Genomic DNA, 21,172 nt, shown 5'->3' with positions numbered 1-21,172 from the left:
CGGTCAGATGGTGCGGATGAGGATGTCGCCGAGGGTGTTGCCGCTGGTGCGGATCAGCCCGAGCGCCATGCCGATCAGCCCGGCCGAGGCCCCCAGCCACACACCGACCAGCGCGCCGCGCAGCACCGGCGACCTCAGGTCGTAGCGGCCGGACTTGATCAGGCCGGCGTAGAGGGCGAGGAGGCACAGGCCCACGATGGCGCCGGAGACGCCGACCTTCTCGCCCCCGGTCATCGGGGGCCGGGAGCCTGCGTCGGCGACCGCTCCGGCCGCGCCCTCGAGGGCGAAGCGGCCCACGCCGTCGCCGAGGGCGGCCGCGGTGCCGCCCATCACGCCGAGGATGCCGCCGCCGAGGAACAGCAGCGCGGCCAGCGCGACCCCGGCGAAAAAGTGGATCTTGGGGGTGGGGTCGCCGCCCTTCCACCGGCCGATCTGAAAGAACAGGCAGACGAGGCCGAGCGCGATCGCGCCGATCCCGCCGGCCGCCGCCCCAGTGGTGTTCATCGTGCTCACGCTCCAGTCATCCAGCGGACCGCCGCACGTCCGCCGACGCGGAGCAGGGCGATCACGAAACTCCAGCAGGCCACCGCGACCAGCAGGCGCAGCAGGTAGCCGATGTAGGGGGCGCGCCAGGCGCGCACGAGCAGGTTGGCCAGGCCCCGGAAGACGCTCGCGACGATGTCGGCGAAGACCTGCCCGATCGGCAGGACCATCACGGCCAGGCCGAGGAGGAAGACGAGCATCACCCAGCCCAGGGGGGCGAAGATGCCGTCTTCGGTGACCGAGCGGGTCATGGCGTCGACGCCGCTCTGCCCGCGCCAGGTCACCAGCAGCGCCAGCAGGATTCCGGGGATGTTGTACTTCAGCCCGAGCCAGGCCAGGTCCAGGCCCCGCCAGCCCTGCTCGGCCGGGGTGGGCGGAGGCCCGGGCGGGGCCGGGAGGTGGGCGGCGACGGCCTCGCCGATCTGCGCGCCGATCTCCCAGGCGGCCTCGCGCGCCTCCTGGCCCTCGGCGGCCCAGGGGTCCTGCCACTCCTGGCGGACGTCCGGGTGGCGCCACCAGTCGGTTGCCGCGCCGTCCCCGACCGGGGCCGCCGCATCGGCGGGCCAGGCCGCCCCCGGTTCGGCCAGGTCGGCCGGTCCGGTCTCGGGGCGCGGCGGCGGCACCTTCGGCGCCTGCGGGTACGGTGCGGACCCTTCCCCGGGATCCCACGCGCTCTGGCCGTCTCTCATCCGCCCCCCTCACCCCTGGCTCATCTGCCGAAATCTACGTCGCCTCCGGCAGGTCGGCACCGCGCTTGCGCAGGTCAACGGGTCTTCACCGGACATTGATTCGCGGCAGACAGGGAGAAATGGGCTCGAACTGGGTTGGAGAGTTGGCCTGATGACGTCAGGTCATCAGGTTGACCAGCAGGGGAGCGGCCCGTTCACCGCGGACCGAGGACACCGACAGCACGGCGTGCCCTGCCGGCACGGCGTGCGCCAGATCCGAGGCGGACCACCGCTCCCGTTCCACCTGCCGCACGGTCACGGCGTCCGTGGTGACCGCCTTGCCGGTGACGAGCTTGCGGAACGAATGGATCGCCCTCGTCAGCGGCTGGTCGGCGAAAACGGTGCGGTGGGTGACGTCGCGGGCCTCCACCCACTCGGTGCCCCAGGCCTCCGCGAACCGCTTGCCGTCCCAGGTGGTGACTCCCGCGAACGCCATCCGGCACCCCACCGCCCCCAGCAGCGGCGTCCGCAGCTCCTCCGGCACCTCGTCCAGCGTCCGCAGCGCCAGCAGCACCCCGGCGTTCGCCGACCGCAGCCGCGCGGCCCCGCGCAGCGTCCCGGCCGTGACGGCGTGAGAGGCGTCGTCCAGGGCCAGGAACGCGAACAGCGACCGGTCCGCACGGGTGACGGCCGCGGCGCTGAACTGGGCGAGCAGCAGCCGGGCCAGCATCCGGGAGGCGTCCGCGTGCCCGCGCTCCGGCAGATCGATCCGCACCCGCAGCGGATGGTCGAGGGCGGCCAGCGAGAACGGCCGCCCCTGGCCGCTGGTGTCGAAGAACCCGGCGAACGCCGGCCGGTCCAGCAAAGCCACCCGGTCGGCCAGCACATGCCCCGCGTCGGCCGGACTGCCGTGCTGGCGGACCCGGGCGTCCAGCTCCCGCACCATCGACGCCTGCCCCGCCTCCTCCAGCACCTGCCGCAGCGCCGCCAGCGGAGCCTTCTCCTGCTCCAGGAGCTCCCGCAGCTCCGGAACCGAAGGGAACCGCCCGTACCCGGCCCGGAACGGCCCCAGCAGCTGCGCCAGCGCGGTCGCCGCCCGCCGCACGTCCATACCGGCGACGTCGCCGACGAGACCTTCGGCGAGCAGCCCGGCGGCCTCGTCCGCGTCCGCCGTACCGCCGTACAGGTCAAGGTCGTAGACCGAGGCCGGATCGCCGACCCGCACCACCACGTCGTAGGCGGCGTCCGGACCGAGCGGCGAGCCGGCCGCGCCCACGGCGACGACCGCGGCCTGCCCGGCCAGCGCCTGCAACGACAGCGACTCCACGACCGGCCGCACCAGCCGCCGCGTCTTGCCCGTCCCCGACGGCCCGACCGCGAGCAGGGACGTGCCGAGCACATCCGGATCCAGGGCGAACCCCGTACCGCGCCGCGCGTACGGGATCCGGGTCCCCGTGTCGACCGTCCCCAGCAGCACCTGCCGGGCCAGCAGATCGTGCCGGGCCGCCCGCACCGGCAGGTCCCGTGTCCCCGACGGGTGCAGGCAGGCCGCAGCGCCCCGCTCGCGCACGGAGGCGTCGAAGGGCCGCAGCCGGGACGGGTCGGTGCGCACGCTCTCCCACGCACGTCGGATCCGCACGTAGTCGACATCGTTGAGCTGCCCCGCCTGCGTCTCGGCCGCCAGCCGCTCAGCCGCCTCGGCCAGGCCCGCACCGCGCAGCTGCTCCCAGGCGGCCAGGTCCTCCGCCGGCCCGTCGGACACGGGAGGCGGCGGCAGTGTTCCGGGGACGGGACGCCGCGCGATACGCCGCAGGAGTTCGGGCCAGCGCCCCATCCGGCCGAACCCGAAGATCATCCCGCCCGCGACGATCGCGTACCAGGTCCATCCCGCGATCACGAACGACTGCGTCCCCCGCCACGAATCCGGCGTGAACATCAGCAGCGGCCAGATCCAGAACGTCCCCAGGTAGCCGTTCCACAGCAGCGACCACAGCATCAGCCCGGCCACCAGCGACAGCAGCGCGCCGGTGACCAGCTGCCGGGCGGGCGTCACCTCGGGCTCCTCGGCCGCGCGCGGCACGTACCCGTACCGCCACACACCCGCCTCGGCCGCCGGCCGGACCACCCGCAGCCACTCCACCAGCGTTGGCCCCGCGTGCGGAGCACGGGGCGGGGGCAGCGCAGCCCCCATGTCCGGGGGGACCGGGGGCATCGGCGGCAGACCGCCGGGGCCGGGGACCTGAGAAGTGTCGTGGTGCCGCTCGCCGTTCATAGCCCCCCTGCCGTTCCAGTGCAGCCGCTCAATCTAGTGGCCCCGGCGGCAGGCACCAGGCCTAATCCGGCTGGGACATGCGGTTGCAGCCGGCCGTGTACGCGCCTTCGGTGAGCGGAGCGAACCAGCCGTTGCCGGTCGTCGGCGGGACGGGTGGGTGGGGCGGTGCGTACCAGCCGCTGAGCAGGTGGGCCGGGGCCGCCGGTTCGGCCGGACAGGACAGTGCGGCAGGCGCGGGCTCCAAGGCGGCGTTGAGAAGGGCAACGGTCGCGTCGATGGACTTGCGCAACTGCTCGTCGTGGAGCTGCCGGGAGGCCTCGTCCAGCAGCATGGCGGCGCAATGCAGGACACCGGCCTGGACGGAGACGGGGGCGAGCATGGACAGCACGGCGGCGGACTGTTCCGCCGGCGACAAGGAGATGGTCACGGGGAAGAGGGTCCCGCAGCCGCGTGAGACCTGAGACAGCGACGCACCCTGCGATGGGAGCCGCGCACATCTTCCTGCCCGGTGCTCCGGAGGAGGGGCTTCACGAGGCGACAGGGAGCACGCCGCTGATGACTGTGCCGTTCTGGGCGGGCCAGCGGCGTGCGGTGACGGCGTTGTGCAGAGGCATCCACATCTGCACGACGTGCGGTTCGCTGGGCCGCCAGGCCACCATGAAACGGTCGGCGTCCATGACGCCGAAGCCTTCACCAGGGGGCAGGGGCTTCCACCCCATCGAGCGGTAGTACGGGACCAGGTGGAAGTTGTCCGCGGTGACGGCGGCGGTCATGAGGCGGAATCCGCGGCTCGTGCAGTGGTCCGCGGTGTGGCCGGTGAGCAGAGCGCCGAGACGGTGGCCCCGTGCGCCGGGTTCCACGGCCAGGTACTCGCACTGGACGATGAGGTGGGACATCAGCATCCGGCGTTCGTGCGGGATACCCGGCACGCTCACCAGCCACTTCAGGGGCGGCGCGGCGACCATCAGGCCCGTGACAGCGCCGGCCTGTTCGGCCACCCAGGCTGTACCGGTGGCGAAGGCTTCGGCCCGCGCAACGGGAATGGGAACGGTGGCCAGTTGGAGAGCGAAGCTGTCGGTGTTCGGATCGCCCGGGACCACCATGCCGAGCAGGCGGGCGAGAGCGTGCTCGTCGCCGGGGAGGGGCTTGCGGATCACTGTCTGCGCAGCGTTCGTCCGGCGGTGCCGTGCGGCGGCGCGGGTGCGGGAGGCTCGCCCCATCACTGTTCCCCGTGTGTATGACGGATGAGGCTGGCCACCGTAGAGACCTGGACGGGCACTGCCCGGACAGACACGGCGCACCGGCGGGTGAAAGGCGGATGTTCGAACTCGGCGCCGGGAGAACCACAGACGGCTGGAGTGGCCGTGATCAGCGATGGCGGCGGACGCGGTCCTGCCTTCTGAATCTGGCTCATACGAAACGGCGGGCTGCGGACCGGAACCCGGTCAGCAGCCCGCCGCTGTCGTGACGCGGGTGTCAGGTCAGTGCCGTGCGGTGGCGCCGTACGACCGAGGCTTGCCCGGCGAAGAGCGCGCCCGGTGTGAAGTGGGGTGCAGGCAGATGCCGTTCCAGGGCGGGGAGGTAGTTCCAGCGCAGGCCGGGGTGCGCGGAGTGGGCGTAGTGGTGGAGGTCGCCATAGGGGAGCCAGGTCGCGGCGGCGAGCGCGGCCAGTGCTCGGCTGCGCGGGTAGAGGCGCATGCAGCGTCCGGCCTCGACCTCGGCCGGTGTCCCGGTCCGGTGCTCTGGATCCCACCAGGTGTGCTCCACCAGCAGGCTCCACCAGGCGAGCAGCGGGTACAGCACCAGCCGCGGGACGAGGAACCCGGCGACCATCCCCGTCCATCCGGCGGTCAGGTACGCGGCGGTCGGGACCAGCGCGAGAGCGGCCGCTCGGGCGGGATGCGGGCGCAGGGTTGCCGCCAGACCGGCGGCCGTCGCCCACAGGCCCGTGACGGTGAGCGGGTGGAGCAGCGCGAGGGTGAAGCGGCCGCGGCTGATGCCGGGACGCAGGCCGGCTGCGGCGAGTTCGGCAAGGTTGGGATCGGTGGCCAGGGTGGCGTTGGGGTGGTGATCGCGTACGTGACGGCGGCGCCGCACGGCCACCGGCACCAGGCCCAGCGGCAGATGCGCGCCCGTCTCGGCCAGGAACAGGTTGGCGCGGCGGGTACGGGCGAGGACCCCGTGGACGGCGTGGTGGCTGATCTCCTGGAGGTGGCGGAACTGCACGGCGATACAGGCCGCAGAACCCGCTGCGCCCAGGGCGCCATGTTCGGCGAGCAGCCAGCAGCCGACGATCTGAGTCCACTGCCCGGCCATCAGCAGAGCGGGGGTCCAGTCGTTGGCGTGGTCGCGCTGCAGGGCTATGAGCGTGGCGGCGTCAGCGGCGTGCGGCCGCCTGGACGCGAAGCGGACCCGGTCGGCCTGGCGCACCAGGATTCCGGCGGCGATCAGGCATAAGGCGAGCAGCATGCAGCCATCCCGTGGGCATAGGGCGGGCACACTCCCGCCATCCGCTACCCACCGTACATCTAGTGACTAGCTCTGTTGTGTGGGGGAGTGCGCAAGGGCCCGGCCCGCGTGCGTGGGCCGGGCCAGTGAGTGCTTCTGCTGTCTTCTGCCAGTTCCCCGGCGGGCGGAAGCTTCGCCACATCTCCGGTTCTCGGGTGCGGACCGAACCGTCGCGCTGACGGGTGGCGGATCAGACGGTGGCGCCGATGCGCTGGGCGAAGGGCCTCAGTCCAGGTACTTCTCCGTGCGCGGTGGCCAGCTCTGCCGCGATCGCCCGTACCTTCGGCCGGCGGGCCTCCTGGGGGGCGTGGCGTTCCAGGGCCCGAAGGGCGTGGAACGCCTTCGAGGGCTCCCCGAGGTCCCGCCAGATCCGTGCGACGTCCATGCAGACGCGGCCCCGCCGCTCCGCGTTCGGGAGGGCGCCCAGGTCGATTTTCCCGGCGTGGAGCAGAGCCTGGTCGTCCTCACCCAGCGCGTGGTGGACGGAGATCCGGAAGCCGCGGGCCTGGTCGACACCGAAGACGCCGGGGATGTAGAGCCGCTGTTCCTCCGTGTGCCGGCGCCCGGCCAGTTCCTCCGCCTCTCCGATCAGTTCCAGCGCCTGGCTTTTCCATCCGGCCTGCGCCGCGGTGTACGACGCGGTGAGCAGAAGGGATCCCTTCATGGCCAGCTGGTCCGGCTGGTTCCCGAGGCGGGCGGCGGCCGCCTGGAGGTGTTCCAGCGCGGCCCGGTACCTGCCGTCCCGGCGCATCGTGATGGCCATGGAGTGGGCGGCCTCGGCCATCACCACCGGGTTGCTGGTGTGTTCGGCCTCGGCGCGGGCGCGGTCGGCGGCCACCCATGCGTACCCCTCGTAGCCCTTGATGGCCAGCTGGGCCAGCAGCACGTAGGAGCGGGCGGCCACGTCATGGGCGCGGGAGGCCAGGGAGCTGGAGATCAGCCCGGGCAGATGCCCGCTCAGCTGGGTGTACTTCGCTTCGTGGAACAGGGCGCGGGCCTGTGTCAGCGCGGCGGCCAGCTTCGGACGGCTGGTTGGCGGGGCGTCGGGGAGGGCGAACAGAGCCTGCTCCACGGCTGCTTGCGGCTCGTTGGCGGCGGCCGTTGCGGGGAAGGCCAGTGCGGCTCCCAGCCCCAATCCCAGTGTCAGCGCTTCGCGTCGGTGCACTTCCGCCCCTTCGGCCAGGTCCTGAACAGGTACCCCCAGAACACCACACCAGCGGACCAGCGTGACCTGGTCCAAAGGGATCTTCCCGGATTCGGCTCGCGACACCCAGGAGGCGGAGTACCCGACCTCGGTCCCCACCCGCTCCTGGCTCCACCCCTTGAGCACCCGCGCCCGGCGCAGGACCTCGCCCCAGTCCGTGTCCATGCACAGATTGTGCCGATTCCCGCACACCCTGTGCAGGGCTGTGTCCGGACATACCTCGAACGGTTCCGGGCCGCTGAACTGGTGGCTGGAGGCCGGCACTGCGCACGGGGCGGGCCCTCCTGCGTCCGCCCCGGCCCGAGTGCCGCCCCAGGACAACGGCCCAGAACCGACCAGCAGATGGAGACCAGCCGGTGAACGTCCACCCCGTATCCCCGAACACCGTGCTCGCCAACGCTCTGACGCACGCCGAAGACGTCCTGTTGCCCCGGATCAAGGCCCAGAAGCCGGACCGGATCGTGTTCACCGTGGGGACTCAGATCAACGGCGTACCGCACATCGGCACCAGCCTGGTCCACTCTCTGGCGTTCGCCACCGCGGCCCGGATCCGCGACCGGTTCGACGTCGCAGCCGACGTCTCCTTCGGCGCCCTGGACAACGCCCCTGCCGAACTGGCCACCGACGCGGACACCGGTCACCACTACCAGCGCGCGCATGCCCAGGCCCTGGGCGAAGACGCTGTACGGGCCCAGGTCGAAGACGCGTACGGGCCGCTGTTCGCGGCCTTGTCGGAGCGCACCGGTGTCCCCCACCAGGTCCACACCTACTCGGGTCAGCAGCGGACGGAGGTGTTCCGGCGGGCCTGGCTCCGCGTCCTGCCGCGTGTGGCGGCCGCCCGCTGGTGGCTTGCCCCGTCCACCGGGGTGCCCCACGTTCGCGTCCCCTGCCCTGCCCCGGAGTGCGGGTGGGCGGAGAAGTACGCGGAGCGGACCGCCGTCCAGTGGAACGGGGGTTCCGCGACCGTCAACGCCGTGTGCCTGCACCACGGCCCTTACCAGGTGGTCCTCGATACCGGCCCCGGCGGCTACCTGGACCTGGCCACCCTCTACCGGAACCTGGTCAAGGAGCTGGCACTGGCCGACGGCCGGGAGACCCTCCACGTGATGGTCAAGGGCGGTGACTGGGTGTTCGGCTCCCACCTGGTGGACGGAGCCCTGGACGCTATTGGCCGGCCCCCGCGGCTCCCGGTCAGGCTGTTCTGCCCGCAGGTCGTCACCGACACCGGGGCCAAGCTGTCGAAGTCGCTTATCCGCGAAGGCCGGGCGGACATCCCCGAGGGTGCGGCACCCTGGGTGCTGGATACCCGCCTGTGGGACGGGACGCCGGAGGAGTACGCGGCCAGCCTCCTGAACCTGGCCGACGTTCTGTTCTCCGACCCCCGGCACTTCTTCCGGTCCTACTCGGCCCCGGAGATCACCCGCATGATGACGACAGGGAGCCTCGCACCGCAATGAGCACCACCACCCGCAAGACGCACCAGCTCAACCTGTACCGCCGGTACTTCGACCTGGTGGCCGCCGGGACGAAGTCCATCGAGGTGCGGGTGAAGTACCCCCGCCTGGAGGGCATGGCGGCCGGGGACCAGATCGTGTTCTCCGTCAAGGGATCCGAGGAGCGCTGCGTGGTCGATGTCCTTCGGGTCACGGAGTACGCCTCCTTCGAGGACCTCCTGGACGGAGAGGGACCGGCGAACGTCAACCCCAGCTCCAGCAGGGACCAGCAGCTGGAGAACATCCGCGCGATCTACGGTCCGGAGAAGGAAGCACTGGGCGCCCTGGCCATCGCCATCCGCCTGGCCTGACGACAGGAACCTGACCCGCCACGGGTATGCGGAAGGCCCCCACCCCGACGAGGGTGGGGGCCTCCTGCACGTCCTCGGTTCGCAACGCCGTCAGCGTGCAGGTGCGAGTCGCCGGTTCTACAAGCCGGCGACGGTGGCGTTGATACGGGACGCGTCCCAGGCACCGGCGTCGAGCATGGGGCGGGCGGTCGCTTCGTAGGTCTGCAGGACGCGGGGGGCGGAGTCGGCGCCGTGGCCCCAGACGGATTCGAAGCGGCCGGCCCAGCGGCCGATGCCCTTGAAGTAGACGGAGGAGCGGCCGCGGTTGTAGTCGGCGTCGCCCTGCTCCTCCTCCACCAGGGCGGCGGCGTTGGCGAAGATCACGACGTCCACGGCCTGGTCGGCGCGGAGCCGGTCGCGGACAGCGAGGCCGCAGGTGACGCCGAGGTCGCGGTGCTGGCCGACGAGCGCGAGCAGGGAGGAGGCGAACTCTTCCTTGGCCAGGTCGGCGGCGTGGACGATGAACAGGCGGTCGATGCGGCCGCCGGCCTCGGTGAACCGGCGGTTGGCGGCGATGTACTCGCGCCGTCCGGTCAGCAGAGTGGGGTCGGTGGTCAGGTCGGCGGCGAGGATCCGCTGCGGCTGCGCCTGGGCCTCGGTGACGGTGTTGACCAGGAGGGTCGACAGGCGGGGAACCTCGGCGGCGTAGACCCGCAGGTGGCCATCGGCGATCTCGCCGTAGTCGGAGATCAGCTCCGCCTCGAGGCGGGCGCGGACACGGTCGTAGTACGCGGCGTCATCCATGGCCTTGAGGTTATTGGCCCGGCGCAGCGGGATGTAGTTCTTGCGCACCCACAGGTGGCCGGCGGCCAGGACCAGGATGAGCGCGGCCTGGACGAGCAGCAGGGCCTTGAGGTTGACGCGGTCGACGGCCCAGCCGACGACGGGCACGACCAGGCCGACGATGCCGATGGCGGTTCCGAGCGCGGGGGAGCCCAGCGCCGCAGTGGCACGGCTGAGCGGATCGCGGCGTACGTCTGACATCGGTTCCTCCCCCGGATCCGGCCTGGTGGGGGCCGGAGGGTTTCATGATTCCCGACCAGGTGGCCCGCCTCAAGAAAACCGGCAACTCCCGGGCCCGTTGGCCGGGACACACGTTCCCGGGTGGCTGGATCGGGGCTCCCGGCCGGGAGGTCAGGCCTGCTCGTCCGCCGGCTGCAGGGCGATGTCGTAGGCGACGGCCCACCGGTGGGCGGGGATCAGGAGGTCCGCGGTTTCCACCGGGCGGCCGGTGCTGTCGTAGTAGGTCCGCTCGATCAGCGTGGCGAGCGTGCCGGCCGGGACGCCGAGCTGCTGTGCCTGCTCGCGGTCGACCTGGACGGGCCGGGGCCGCTCCACCGCGCGCACCACGCGGATGCCGAGGTGTGCCATGCGGTCCACGACGCTGCGCCCGGCGAAGGGGCCGCCGTCGGGCAGGACGACGGCGCTCTTGCCGGTGATGGCCATGGGCTCCCAGCTGGTGGAGAGCATGACGGGGCGGCGGGCGGCATCGAGGAACTCGTACGCGGTGCGCACGCAGTGCTCGCCCGCCGCGATGTCCAGGCGCTCGGCGACGGGCGCGGGGGCGGGGAATTTGGCAGTGCTTTGCGCCTCCCAGGAGGCGACACCTTCCGGGGCGAGCGGGGCGCTGGGGTAGCCGGGGGCGGGGCAGCGGTTCATGGGCACCTGCTCCTCCCGGGCGCGGACGTAGGTGCCGGAGCCGGCACGGCCCTCCAGCAGCCCCTCGGTGATGAGCAGCTCCTGGGCGCGGCGGACGACGTTCTCGCCGACGCCGTACTTCGCGCCCAGGACGTTGCGGGAGGGGAGCCGGAAGTCGGCCGGCCATTCGCCGTCGGCGATGAGCCGGCGGAACACGGCGGCGACGCGCAGGTAGGGGGGTCCGGTCCTGTCGGCGGCCATGCGTCTCCCTTGCCTGTCGCGGTACTGACCGAGCGTCAGCGCATCCCGGCGGGCGCCACCGAACCCGAAGCCCGGGAAGCGCTCACATTTTGACAACCTAGTTCACTAGCTCAGAGCTAGTGACTAGCTGTACTTTGTGTAGTCCATCAACTGGCCGACGAGAGACGGGCCATGGACAACGAACTCTTAACCCCCGCCGCAGCAGCGGCCATAGCCGCCCTCGCTGATCTCACCGGCACCCCGCCCGTCACCGAGGCAACCGCCAGCGCCCTGACCATCCGGGCCGACACCGCGACCATCCCCGCCCAGCAGTGGCCGCGCCTCGTCGCAGTCCTGGAAACCGGCACCTCCTACGGCATGACCACCACCGCAGCCGGCACCCGCACGGTCTGGCTCCGCATCGAGCTGGGAGAGACACCCCGCCCATGAACACCCCGATCGGCATCCCCTTCGCCAAAGGCCACGGCACCGGCAACGACTTCCTGATCCTCGAAGACCCCGACGGACTCCTCGACCTCACCTCCGCCCACACCACCCGCCTGTGCGACCGCCGCAAGGGCATAGGAGCCGACGGCCTGCTGCGCCTGGTCCGCTGCACCGCCTCCCCGGAGGCCTTCGCGATGGCCGACCGGGCGGAGTGGTTCATGGACTACCGCAACGCGGACGGCTCGCTCGGCGCGATGTGCGGCAACGGCGCCCGCGTCCTGGCCCGCTACCTCACCGCCACCGGACGGCACCGGGGCGGCGCACTCACCCTCGCCACCCGTGCCGGTGTGCGCGAGCTCCACATCCCCAACGACCCCGACGCCGCCCCCGGCCAGGGCGACGTCAGCGTCACGATGGGAGTCCCGCTCCTGCCCGGCCCGGAGCGCATCACCGTCGCCGTCGGGGTACGGCACTGGCACGCCCTCCACGTCGACGTCGGCAACCCCCACGCCGTGGTCTTCGTGGACGACCTGGACCACGCAGGCACCCTCGCCACCGCCCCCGACGTCACCCCGGCCTCCGCGTACCCGCACGGTGTGACGGTGGAGTTCGTCCGCGACCTCGGCTCCCGCCACCTGGTCCTGCGCGTGCACGAACGCGGCGTCGGCGAAACACCCTCCTGCGGCACGGGCGCCTGCGCCGCGGTCGCGGCCGCACTCCATCGGACGCCCCAGCCCGCCGGCCCGGTCAAGTACACGGTCGACGCACCCGGCGGCCGCCTCCTGGTCGACGTCGCCACCGACGGCACCATGACCCTGACCGGCCCCGCCCACCTCACCACCCGCGGAACCGTCCGCCTCCACACCGCCTGGCCCCCACCGGCACGCAACGGCGAACGCGGCCTCCAACAACCCCACGGAGTCCCCACTCCAGCCCTGCTGGCCCGCGCAGAACGCGGCCTGGAACACCTCGCTGACCTCCACGCGGGCCTCCAGCCCCGCCGTGCCACCTGAACCCGCAGCAGACCGAAAGCCCCTGGCCGCAGCCAGGGGCTCTGTGTTCCCGGGGCATCGACCCCGACCACCGACCGAAAGGCAAGAGCGTGATCACGAACCTGGCACCGCTCGACATCGAGGGCTTCACCGGTGTAGCCGACCGGCTTGACGCGGAGTTCGACGCCGCACTGCTGCGCTGGAAGAACGAACATCCCGACGCGGTCCGCGAGGAGGCCCAGACCGAGGGAATGAGGCTGGTCGGCCTGATGGACACCACCAACCGCTACTCCGATGTCCGTGATCGGCTGGCTCATGAGCAGGTCGCCCGTGCCGAGCGGGACCGACTGCTGCACCAGGTGGAACTGCGCTGGGAAGCGCTGGGTACGGCGGCTGCGTGGCTGGCGGCCCACCACGCCTACGTGGTGGCGGTCGATGAGGCGCGCACCGCCATCGACATGTGGCACGAGCGGGCCGCGGCGGCCCTGCAGCGGCCGTTCTTCTGCTCCACCCCGGGCGAGGAGGCCGCGTACCGGCAGATCCAGGAGGCCGGATACCCGGCGCTGGAGCAGGCGATCGGCCACCTCGACCAGGTGCCCGACCAGACCGCCGCCCGGCTGCACGCCGACCTCGATCAGGCCCACGTACACCGCCTGGAGCTGGCCTCCGAGACCCTCCGCTGCGCCCAGTCCGTCAGCCGCTGACCCCGCCCACCACCCTGCACCCGAAGGAGACCCCCGTGTTACCGACCGTCCAGACACAGCAGACCGCCCGCGCCCGCCTGCTCGCCGACTCCACCGGCCCCGGCGCCCTGGTCGACTACAACGGCCACCCGGGGGACCGACGGTGACCGGGACCCCCACGCCGCACGAGGTGCGCACCCCTGCACCCGCAGGCGACCACCGGTTGGGCCAGGCCCGGACCGAGGTCCTCGCGGAGATGGCGCGCGCCGACGCCAAGGCCGGCGCCCTGCTGACCGTCCTCGGCCTTCCCCTGGCGATCCTGATCGCCGCAGTGCCCGGCCGGAGCCTGCCCGCTGCCGTGCTCGGCATGGTCGCGGCGGGGACAGCAGGCCTCGCCGTCGCGATGAGCCTCGCCCTGGCCGTCATCCGCCCGCGCCTCGGCGGAGCGACACACGGCTTCTATCTGCACTGGGCGACCTGCACCACCGCCCACGAAATCACCACCGGCCTGACCGACGACCGCAGCGCCGCCCACATCGCTCTGCTGTCCCGGATGGTCCGCCGCAAGTACAAGCTGCTCCGCCACGCGATCGACATCACGGCGGGCGCCCTCGGCGCCCTGTTCCTGGCCCTGGTTATGGCCCTTGTTCTGTCCTGACCCTGCCCTGAGCCACGAGTAGCAAGAGAAATGACGGGCGCCCGCAGCCATTGGAGTTGGCTGCGGGCGCCCATGCATGAGGGTAAAGGGCCATGGCCGCAGGAGCCTTCACCGGGGCAAGAACCACCCTGGGCGGTCACCCGACCGGGACAGGCCCGGAGGAGCGATGGTCCGGGGCGGCGCTGGACCGCATCGCCGGGGCCTGTTTCGCCGGCTACATGGCCTGTCGGCCCGGTTGTGCGACAGCACTGCGGACGCGGTCGGCTTCGAGAGGGTCGGCCTGGCGGCAACCTTCGGAATCGCCCCGCAGTGGGTCCGGGCCCGATGAACGAGCTACGGCGGACATCCCCCAAACGCAGTACACCAATCGCCCTTGCAGCCAGAGCACAAAGGCAGCCTGACATGCAGTTTCCTCGTGACGTGCCCGCGGATCGCCAACGAAGGAACACCCCGCCGGTTCTCTCGATTTGGGGTTGGCCCGCACCGGGTCAGTACTCTGTTTCCACTCGTTCGGGTGTGTGTGCAGCTTCTGAAACGCCGGGCCACGGCGGTCCGTTGGCCGGCGTTTCACCTGTTGCACACCGATCCGAATGGAGGGGGCTCCCATGCCCGGTAAAGACGAAACGCCGTCCGACGAGTCGGAGGACGTGGAACCGAAGCCCGGGGGTGAGAGCAGCACCACCACGCGTCTGCTGCTCGTCGGCGTGGTCTCGGCCTTCCTGGCCGGCCTCGCGGACGAGGCCGCGCACTGGTTCATCCAGTTCGTGGTGTGGCTGTACGAGTTCCTCGTCAGCCGCCTGTAGAAACGCGGCGCGCCCCCTGATGCGACAGCATCAGGAGGCGCGGTCCCGGCAGTGTTCCCGCACTGTCGGGTGGTGGTGCGCGTGTCACCCAGCGGTCTCTGCCCTGTCGTTACCCACGCCGGGCAGAGGCCGCTCTCTGTTGTGGCGACGACCCACCTGTTCCCAGGAGAGGCCGCCTCCGCTGTGGCGTACGCACCGTCCCTCTCGTAGCCCTGCACTGGTTCTCGGACCGCTCCCCGTGCACGCGGGGAAACGAACCACCGAGCAGGTGCTGATGGTGCTCTGCAGGCCATCCCCGCGTGCGCGGGGAGCGGTCCGCTGGGTTGAGGCGTACGCCATAACCCAGTCCAACTGTAGCGAGAGCGGCGGACATCATGTCCACCCATCCATGCGGGTGCCCGCGTCCAGGCAGCGGCTGCTGACCCCTGCCGCACTTATCGGACGGGGCAGGGACCGAACGGGCAGTGACGCTTTCGACAGCCACCGGTTGAAGCAGTATGCGAAAGACGATCTATGTACTTACCGCGGCGGCTCTCTTGTTCGCCGCAGCGCCCGCCCATGCCGATGCGAAGGCCAGCGACGGCCGCGTGGGCCTGTCGGTCCGGGGCAAGGGCCTGCGCGTGACCAGCGTCGGCGCACATATGGACGGCCACGGCACGGGCGTCCGCGCACGCCTCATCACGTACACACCGAAGGGATACCGGTCGGAGCTGACCGGCTGGAAGGACGCCACCCCTGTGAGCGCTGCCCTCACCAAGATGTCCATGGTCAGCTGGAAGTGGGGAGGCAAGGGCCGCGCGTTCGAGCACGGCACGAAACTGTGCGTTGAGTTCAACATCGTGGCGGGAGAGCCCTGCGCAGTGATCCACCGCTAGACCGTGCCGGGCCGGGTGAGGGCGTCGAAGGCCCGGGCGTTCTGGGCAGACCCCGGCGTGCATCGCGGCGGGCCGGCCACGGGCACGGCCGTCGAGGAGCCATGCGTTCGCGGCTTCGGGAGGTGCCTGCGGGAGGTGGCCCGGCCCCGGATCATAGTGAGGTGACACGTCCCCGCGTACCTCCCGCCGCCGCGGCCGTTATACCGGGCATGCCCGTGCTGCCCGATCGGAGCGCGCCGGGCGTCCAGGACCTGGCCGAGGCTGTGGCGGACAGCGCGTGCCGGCTCGCGGACGCGGCCGGCCATTGGAACCTGTCCGCGGTCGAGGACGCCGTCGAGGCGATCGACACCCTGGTGGCCGCCCTCTCCCAGATCGATCCGGACGTCGCCCGGGCGCTCGCGGGAGTGCCCGCCGCCACCGCCGCGGCGCTGCGCCACCTCGGCGGCGAACCGGAGGAGCAGCCGGACATCCCGGCCCCGCCGGTGCCTCCACCGGCCCGTCGGGCGCCGCGGCGTCGGGGACTGGGACACGGATACCAGGGCATCCGCATGCCCGAGTAGCCCCCGGGCGGGCCCGGCTGCTCCGGTCACGCGGCCCGCGTGTCCGGTGCCGCTGTGTCCTGCTGTCTCAGCTGTCGCTGTTCCGGCCGTGGGCGAGGATCGGCAGGAGCGTCTCGGCGGCGTCGCAGGCGGTGCAGGCGGTGGTGCCGGGGCGTGTGAGCGCGTCGAGTGCCTGCGTGGTGCCAAGTGGGTGTGAGCGGTCGGTGGCGCTGGAGCAGCCCTCGGCGTGGACGGTGGCGGGCCGGCCGTGGGTGCGGCCGTCGAGGAGCCACGCCCACCGGGCCGGCGCCGGGGTACGGGTGCGCGGGTGGGCCGGGATGCCGTCCAGGTCGACGCCGGGCAGCGGGCGCAGCTGTGCGGCGGTGACCCAGGTGCTGTACTCGGCGGGCTCCACGCCGCCCCCGGCGGCCGTCTGCCACAGGGGAATGCCTATGCGGAACATCCACAGGCCGGAATCCAGCTGCTGGCGCTCGTAGAGCCGTACCCGCTCGATGGCCTGCCCGTCGGGGAGAACCAGGGTGATCGGGGCCGACGGAGAAGCATCGGACACGGTCAGGGGCGGGCGAACTGCTCATGCCGGGCCTGCCGACAGGGCACACACAGCGGTGACGCCGGAGCGCCGTACCGCGCGCAAGGGGAGCCGCACCGGGCACAGGGGCCGGTCTGGCTGGGAGCCCAGGTCACGACCTGCGGTCGGGGCCGGGCGGGGGTCTGCTCACTCACACACCCAATAGAGCACGTGTTCGAATATATCGGCGAGTGCCCACGCCGCCCCCTCACCCGTTGGATGTCCTCTGACAGGTGATCTTGATCGATTGCCAGCTGACCTTGACCGGCGTGACTGAACGTCCGTCGCTACTCTGCGATCAGCGGGCGGGAACCGGCGGGCCTCTGCGTAGAAGCTCCGCTCGCGGCCAAACTCCTAACGAAGCGGTGGCTCGACCTCCACCGCCAAGCGGTTCCCGGCCGTGAGGTAGCCAGTGATTCCGAGCGTCTCCCACATGCGGACGATCCCCTGCCCCAGGGACTGGAGCCGAGTGTCCACATCCGCAAACTCGGACAGCGTGGGGATGAAGGGTGTGCTCTCCAACAACTCGACGATGGGGTCCCAGGCGGGAGCCAGGTAGAGCGAGGCGCCCAGATGCTCAAGGAAGTGGTCGAGGATCCGGCCTCGGCCGGCCGTGCACTCCAGCGCGTCAGCGTAGCCCAGCATTTTCAAGAGGTGGCCGGTCTCGGCGACCAGTTGGTTGAACATCGTGACGATGTCGATGTTGCCGTCGAGGCAGGAGTCGGCCAGGTCCGGCCAGCCAGGATGAACGACTGAGTCCAGCAGGTGCGTGAGTGTGCTGCAGTACCGGTCCTGCACCAGGAGTTCGAGGCTGATGGTGGCCGAGGGATCGGGGCTGCTGAGGACGCCCGCCTGCTGCAGCCCCTTCATCAGGTGGTCGGAGAGCAGTTCGCATCGGTACTCGTCGGCGGCCTCGAAGGCCCAGATAGCGGCCATCTCCGGCAGCGTCTGGTCTCGGGTGGGGTAGGACGGCCGGGTGCCGGCTGCGGCGCGCAGGCGGCCCAGGATGACGTGGCCGTACTCGTGGAGGACGGTGTGGATCCACTCCAGCTGGTCGAAGTCGTCACCGGTCGGGGCGCCGACGAACATCTCGACAACGCTGTAGTCACGCTGCACGGGAATCGTCTTGCCACCGACCGTTCCACCGCCGAGCCGCTCTGGGGTGAAGCCGACCTCGCGGTCCGCGATCGAGGCGGCAAGATCACCGGAGAGCACGATCGTCAGCTCGAAGGGAGGAGCCTCCCATACGTCTGCGGCAGCTGAGGCCAGCGCAGCGTGGATCACGGGGAGATGGTCAGCAAGGCCGCTTCGGGCGCCGTGCTCCTCGGTTACCGCAAGCGGGTAGTCGTCCACCGTCGTCCTGTTCCTGGGTGCTGGAGGCACCGGCTCCACGACGCCTGCCGGTGCCCGACATGGGACTGCAGCTACACCCCCTGGCAGTCTCCGCCGGGCAGGCTACCGGTCTCACTGGTCGCGGCCGTGCCGGACCACTCCAAGCCGGGCTGCTGGGGCGATACCGACAGACGTTCAGCCACACCGGTCAAGATCACCCGACAAACGGTCAAGATCATCTGCCAGAGGGCATTGGACGGGACGGGACGCACACTGCTCCACACGTCCCGGTCCCCTCGCCGGGCTGACCCGGGGCCGGACGCGGCCGCGCGCGTGGCGGCGGCAGGCGGTCAGGGCGAAGAGACCAGCAGCCCCTCGTCGGCGGGGCTGCCGGTCAGGCTAGGGTCCTGTCCAGCCCGTGCCGATAGGGCGTGTGCGGGTGAGGCCCGGGGCCCAGAGCGCTCTGGGGGCAGCAGTACCCCCGGGCCGCCCCATCCCCGCCGACCACCGACCGGTCGGCCTGCCGGCCGCCGCCCGGCCCGCGGCGGACCCGGACGCGGTGACGTACGTCCGCACCCAGCGCGCCCGCACGACCCGAACAGAAGAACGATTCACACCTAGGGTCATTTTCGGCATTCTCAATGCGCTTTCAGTATCAGAATTGCTAGAATTGCATCATGACGATGGGTACGGAAGAACTCCTCAGACTCACGGTCGCGGCGCTGATGACGCGCTCCGGTGAGCGTCAGCACGTTCTGGCCGACGGTCTCGGTCTCTCGCAGGCCCAGATTTCCCGGAAGCAGGGGGGCCGTCAGCACTGGTCGCTCGAAGACGTCGACGGCCTCGCCGCGCATTTCGGCCTGCACGTCCTGGACCTCCTGGCCGGTCCCACGCACGCGGTCGGCGTGCTGCACGGCTCGATCTCCGCCCTGCGCCCCGCCGACCTCGCCAGCCCCGCACCGGCCGCGCAGCTCCCCGTCCAGCTCCCCGCCCAGCCCCCACCAGTGCCTGTTCCGCTGGCCGCGCCCGCGCTGCCGTGTGTGCTGTGCGGACAGCCGTGCGGCGAGGAGGTCGACGGGTTTCCGCAGCACCTGACCGCCGAGGAGTGCGCGGCCGCCGTCGCCGCCGCAGCCCCGGCCCCCGCGCCGGCCCCGCCGCCACCCGCACCTGCGCCCGTCCCGCAGCAGCTCCCCGCCGGGCCCCCGGCACCTGAACCCGAACCCGCGCCCGAGCCCGAGGCGGAGGCGGAGTCCGTGCCTGCGCCGCAGGCGGGGCCGGCCGTGGTGCGGGCGGCGCGGGCGTACGCGTCCGGGTCGCTGGTCGACCAGATCACGGGCCGGGTGGACGAGGTGCTGCAGGAGTGCGCCGGTGACCTGGAGGCCGCCCAGGCCGTGCTCCTGAAGTCCGCGATCCCGGACGTGATGGCCTACTTCAAGGCCTCGCGGGTCGGCGGCCGGTACGAACACTCCGAGTTCCCGCCGACCGACGCCATCCTCAAGAAGCGGCAGCAGAGGGGGGCGGACGACATCTGGGAAGGCCGCCCGAAGTGGCGCAACCCCGGCATCTTCCGGGCGGCAAAGAAGGGCGACGAGCAGTTCGACGTGACCGCCCTGGACATGAACGCCGCCTACTTGTCGGCGTTTAAGGCGTGGCTTCCGATTGGACGGCTCCGCGAGGACACCAGCGGCGTCCACGACCGGAAGAAATCCGGGGTCCATCTGGTCACTCCGGCCGAGTGGGAACACGCCGACCTGCCCAACCCGCTGGGCAACCGGATGGAGCCGGGGCAGCTCTGGATTTCTTAATCCACGCTCCGCCTTCTCCTCGACTGCGCCCGCGACGGCCTCGCCGACGCACCGGTAATCCACCGCTCGCTCGTTTCCGGCGGAACAGAAGTCCTGCTCGAAAAACTGCGCCGCGCCCTGGCAGAAATCCGGAAAGCCGCTATTGCCGAGGGCGACGAACTGACCGTGAACTACGTGAAGTCCATGTATTCTAAGTTCGTATCCACGCTGGGTGAATCCACGGCGAACCGTGATATGACACGGCCGGACTGGATGCACATCATGCGCGCGAAAGCATTCGCGAATCTGTGGATGAAAGCCAACAAGGTCCACAAGGCCGGACTGCAAATCGTGGAAATTTCCGGCACGGACGAATTGCACGTGATCGGCGACTGGCGGCAGGTGTTTGCCGAGGGCCGGGACCTGAATCAGGTGAAGGAAAAGAAGACCTACACGCTGGGGGGTAGCCGCTGATGTCCGGATCAGAAGACCTGTGGGGCCGGTGGGGCGTCTGGCAGAAGCACGACGCCCGCGGCATGAAGGGCGGCCAGGCCCTGATCCAGGAGCTCAACCGGATCGTCCACTCCTCCGGGATCACCTCGCCCGTCACCTCCCGCCGCGGCCTCGCCGCCCGGCTGCGCTACCTCGACAGCGCAGCCGGGCGCCAGGCCCTGGCCGAACAGGGCGTCACGCTTCGGACGCTGCGCTCCTGGATCCGGGGGAAGGCCAGCCCCTCCGCGGCGAACCGGGAGCGGATCGACGCGGCGTACTGGTGGCGCCGGCGGGAGAACCTCATCCGCTCCGGATGGCTCGCCCGGCACCTCGACAACCACGGCCAGGGCCGCCGCATGGAGATCTATCCCGTCGACCAGAGCCGGGTCGATGAGAAATACGCCCGCCCCCTGAGCGACCGCTCCATCAACGTCCGCTATATCTGGGGCGATCTGGTCAAGGCCTGGGCCGACCGCGACGAAGCCCTCGTAGACGAAATCTGGGAAGACGTCATCAACGATCTCGACTCCGACTATGCGGCCTACGCATACGTTTCCGGGATCGGTATCGGGGCCTAAACCCTTTCCTGCCACAGAGCGCCCCCGGCCCTGAATTGGACCCGGGGGCGCAAGCGCGTGAGGCATCGCCGGGGTTCCTCTGGTTCTGGTTCTGGTGCCCGGCGCTAAGGACTGTGTGGGGGTGTTTGTGTTTTGGTACCGGTTGGGTGTTTTTCGTTTTTGGTATTTGGCCTGCCGGGTTTTCTGCTGCATTCCGGCATGGGTACCCCCTCCTCCTGCTGGCGTTTTTGGTTTAGACCACTAGGGGCAGCGGTGCGGTGGCCTTCACCACGTTGTGTAGTGGTCTCTCGGGGGGTGTGGTGAGGGTGGACACGTCCTCGGGATGTGTGCATACTGTTGCGAGAGGGAGCGCGCAGCGCGACCGGCAGTCCGGAGGTCCCGCAGGGACCAGCCACCCGGATCCCGTACCGGACACACTGTCAGAAACTCTCCCACCAGCGGAATTCAAGCCCCTGACAGCCAGTCAGGAGCCCACCACCCGCCC

Annotated in this window: 23 protein-coding genes; 12 read left to right on the top strand and 11 right to left on the bottom strand. The window is 71.1% G+C overall.

Annotated elements, in window-relative coordinates; translation table 11 throughout:
* Nucleotides 1-3: 3 nt before the first annotated feature.
* The 7 genes from ACXNSR_RS38960 to ACXNSR_RS38930 all read right to left on the bottom strand — a co-directional run bounded on the left by ACXNSR_RS38960 (nucleotide 4) and on the right by ACXNSR_RS38930 (nucleotide 7,360).
* Nucleotides 4-504 carry a hypothetical protein gene (locus tag ACXNSR_RS38960; RefSeq protein WP_359127366.1) on the bottom strand — a complete coding sequence of 167 codons (501 nt, stop codon included), beginning with the start codon at nucleotides 502-504 and terminating at the stop codon, nucleotides 4-6.
* A 5-nt stretch (nucleotides 505-509) separates the two neighbouring features.
* On the bottom strand, nucleotides 510-1,232 hold the full coding sequence (locus tag ACXNSR_RS38955; protein WP_458643632.1) for a hypothetical protein: 723 nt from the start codon (nucleotides 1,230-1,232) through the stop codon (nucleotides 510-512).
* A gap of 157 nt (nucleotides 1,233-1,389) precedes the next feature.
* Nucleotides 1,390-3,483 carry a type IV secretory system conjugative DNA transfer family protein gene (locus ACXNSR_RS38950; RefSeq protein WP_458643631.1) on the bottom strand — a complete coding sequence of 698 codons (2,094 nt, stop codon included), beginning with the start codon at nucleotides 3,481-3,483 and terminating at the stop codon, nucleotides 1,390-1,392.
* 61 nt (nucleotides 3,484-3,544) lie between these two features.
* Complete coding sequence (locus tag ACXNSR_RS38945) at nucleotides 3,545-3,910, bottom strand: hypothetical protein (RefSeq protein WP_458643630.1); 366 nt, start codon at nucleotides 3,908-3,910, stop codon at nucleotides 3,545-3,547.
* 100 nt (nucleotides 3,911-4,010) lie between these two features.
* On the bottom strand, nucleotides 4,011-4,703 hold the full coding sequence (locus tag ACXNSR_RS38940; protein ID WP_458643629.1) for an N-acetyltransferase family protein: 693 nt from the start codon (nucleotides 4,701-4,703) through the stop codon (nucleotides 4,011-4,013).
* Nucleotides 4,704-4,959: 256 nt separating this feature from the next.
* Nucleotides 4,960-5,952, bottom strand: a complete 993-nt coding sequence (locus tag ACXNSR_RS38935; protein WP_458643628.1) for a fatty acid desaturase — start codon at nucleotides 5,950-5,952, stop codon at nucleotides 4,960-4,962.
* Nucleotides 5,953-6,181: 229 nt separating this feature from the next.
* On the bottom strand, nucleotides 6,182-7,360 hold the full coding sequence (locus ACXNSR_RS38930; protein ID WP_458643627.1) for a helix-turn-helix domain-containing protein: 1,179 nt from the start codon (nucleotides 7,358-7,360) through the stop codon (nucleotides 6,182-6,184).
* Between the two features lie 191 nt (nucleotides 7,361-7,551).
* Between ACXNSR_RS38930 and ACXNSR_RS38925 the strand changes: the two genes are divergently transcribed.
* Together ACXNSR_RS38925 and ACXNSR_RS38920 are read left to right on the top strand one after the other, a co-directional pair.
* Nucleotides 7,552-8,652 carry a hypothetical protein gene (locus ACXNSR_RS38925; RefSeq protein WP_458643626.1) on the top strand — a complete coding sequence of 367 codons (1,101 nt, stop codon included), beginning with the start codon at nucleotides 7,552-7,554 and terminating at the stop codon, nucleotides 8,650-8,652.
* Nucleotides 8,649-8,999, top strand: a complete 351-nt coding sequence (locus ACXNSR_RS38920; RefSeq protein ID WP_458643625.1) for an ASCH domain-containing protein — start codon at nucleotides 8,649-8,651, stop codon at nucleotides 8,997-8,999. Before ACXNSR_RS38925 ends, ACXNSR_RS38920 begins: the two co-directional genes overlap by 4 nt.
* Before the next feature lie 117 nt (nucleotides 9,000-9,116).
* On the opposite strand, the gene ACXNSR_RS38915 is transcribed toward ACXNSR_RS38920, so the two are convergent.
* Both ACXNSR_RS38915 and ACXNSR_RS38910 read right to left on the bottom strand, forming a co-directional pair.
* Entirely contained in the window at nucleotides 9,117-10,022 is a 906-nt protein-coding gene (locus ACXNSR_RS38915; protein ID WP_458643624.1) for a hypothetical protein, read from the bottom strand.
* A gap of 150 nt (nucleotides 10,023-10,172) precedes the next feature.
* Nucleotides 10,173-10,937 carry a GntR family transcriptional regulator gene (locus ACXNSR_RS38910; protein ID WP_458643623.1) on the bottom strand — a complete coding sequence of 255 codons (765 nt, stop codon included), beginning with the start codon at nucleotides 10,935-10,937 and terminating at the stop codon, nucleotides 10,173-10,175.
* Nucleotides 10,938-11,108: 171 nt separating this feature from the next.
* Here ACXNSR_RS38910 and ACXNSR_RS38905 point away from each other — a divergent pair, with 171 nt between their 5' ends.
* From ACXNSR_RS38905 to ACXNSR_RS38875, 7 genes are all read left to right on the top strand, one after another.
* Complete coding sequence (locus tag ACXNSR_RS38905) at nucleotides 11,109-11,366, top strand: hypothetical protein (protein ID WP_458643622.1); 258 nt, start codon at nucleotides 11,109-11,111, stop codon at nucleotides 11,364-11,366.
* On the top strand, nucleotides 11,363-12,376 hold the full coding sequence (gene dapF / locus ACXNSR_RS38900) for a diaminopimelate epimerase (RefSeq protein ID WP_458643621.1): 1,014 nt from the start codon (nucleotides 11,363-11,365) through the stop codon (nucleotides 12,374-12,376). Before ACXNSR_RS38905 ends, dapF begins: the two co-directional genes overlap by 4 nt.
* Before the next feature lie 89 nt (nucleotides 12,377-12,465).
* Nucleotides 12,466-13,059, top strand: coding sequence for a hypothetical protein (locus ACXNSR_RS38895; RefSeq protein WP_458643620.1), 594 nt, complete (start codon nucleotides 12,466-12,468; stop codon nucleotides 13,057-13,059).
* 142 nt (nucleotides 13,060-13,201) lie between these two features.
* Entirely contained in the window at nucleotides 13,202-13,696 is a 495-nt protein-coding gene (locus tag ACXNSR_RS38890; RefSeq protein WP_458643619.1) for a Pycsar system effector family protein, read from the top strand.
* A 605-nt stretch (nucleotides 13,697-14,301) separates the two neighbouring features.
* The gene (locus tag ACXNSR_RS38885; RefSeq protein WP_458643618.1) at nucleotides 14,302-14,499 is read left to right on the top strand and encodes a hypothetical protein; all 198 of its coding nucleotides are present in this window, start codon (nucleotides 14,302-14,304) and stop codon (nucleotides 14,497-14,499) included.
* A 497-nt stretch (nucleotides 14,500-14,996) separates the two neighbouring features.
* Nucleotides 14,997-15,374, top strand: coding sequence for a hypothetical protein (locus tag ACXNSR_RS38880; RefSeq protein WP_458643617.1), 378 nt, complete (start codon nucleotides 14,997-14,999; stop codon nucleotides 15,372-15,374).
* A gap of 209 nt (nucleotides 15,375-15,583) precedes the next feature.
* On the top strand, nucleotides 15,584-15,934 hold the full coding sequence (locus ACXNSR_RS38875) for a hypothetical protein (RefSeq protein WP_458643616.1): 351 nt from the start codon (nucleotides 15,584-15,586) through the stop codon (nucleotides 15,932-15,934).
* A 67-nt stretch (nucleotides 15,935-16,001) separates the two neighbouring features.
* Here ACXNSR_RS38875 and ACXNSR_RS38870 read toward each other — a convergent pair whose 3' ends face one another.
* Together ACXNSR_RS38870 and ACXNSR_RS38865 are read right to left on the bottom strand one after the other, a co-directional pair.
* Entirely contained in the window at nucleotides 16,002-16,484 is a 483-nt protein-coding gene (locus ACXNSR_RS38870) for a DUF6233 domain-containing protein (RefSeq protein ID WP_458643615.1), read from the bottom strand.
* 372 nt (nucleotides 16,485-16,856) lie between these two features.
* Nucleotides 16,857-17,855, bottom strand: coding sequence for a hypothetical protein (locus tag ACXNSR_RS38865; protein ID WP_458643614.1), 999 nt, complete (start codon nucleotides 17,853-17,855; stop codon nucleotides 16,857-16,859).
* Nucleotides 17,856-18,511: 656 nt separating this feature from the next.
* On the opposite strand from ACXNSR_RS38865, the gene ACXNSR_RS38860 reads away from it, so the two are divergent.
* The 3 genes from ACXNSR_RS38860 (at nucleotide 18,512) to ACXNSR_RS38850 (ending at nucleotide 20,688) form a co-directional block, all read left to right on the top strand.
* Nucleotides 18,512-19,639: a helix-turn-helix domain-containing protein gene (locus tag ACXNSR_RS38860; protein WP_458643613.1), complete on the top strand. Its 1,128-nt coding sequence runs from the start codon at nucleotides 18,512-18,514 to the stop codon at nucleotides 19,637-19,639.
* 165 nt (nucleotides 19,640-19,804) lie between these two features.
* Nucleotides 19,805-20,092, top strand: a complete 288-nt coding sequence (locus ACXNSR_RS38855; protein WP_458643612.1) for an acyltransferase — start codon at nucleotides 19,805-19,807, stop codon at nucleotides 20,090-20,092.
* Entirely contained in the window at nucleotides 20,092-20,688 is a 597-nt protein-coding gene (locus ACXNSR_RS38850) for a hypothetical protein (protein WP_458643611.1), read from the top strand. Before ACXNSR_RS38855 ends, ACXNSR_RS38850 begins: the two co-directional genes overlap by 1 nt.
* Nucleotides 20,689-21,172: the final 484 nt, after the last annotated feature.

Source organism: Streptomyces sp. NC-S4 (genome assembly GCF_054353315.1).
The sequence above is the reverse complement of the archived record's forward strand: the minus strand, read 5'-3'. Positions and strand labels throughout refer to the sequence as shown.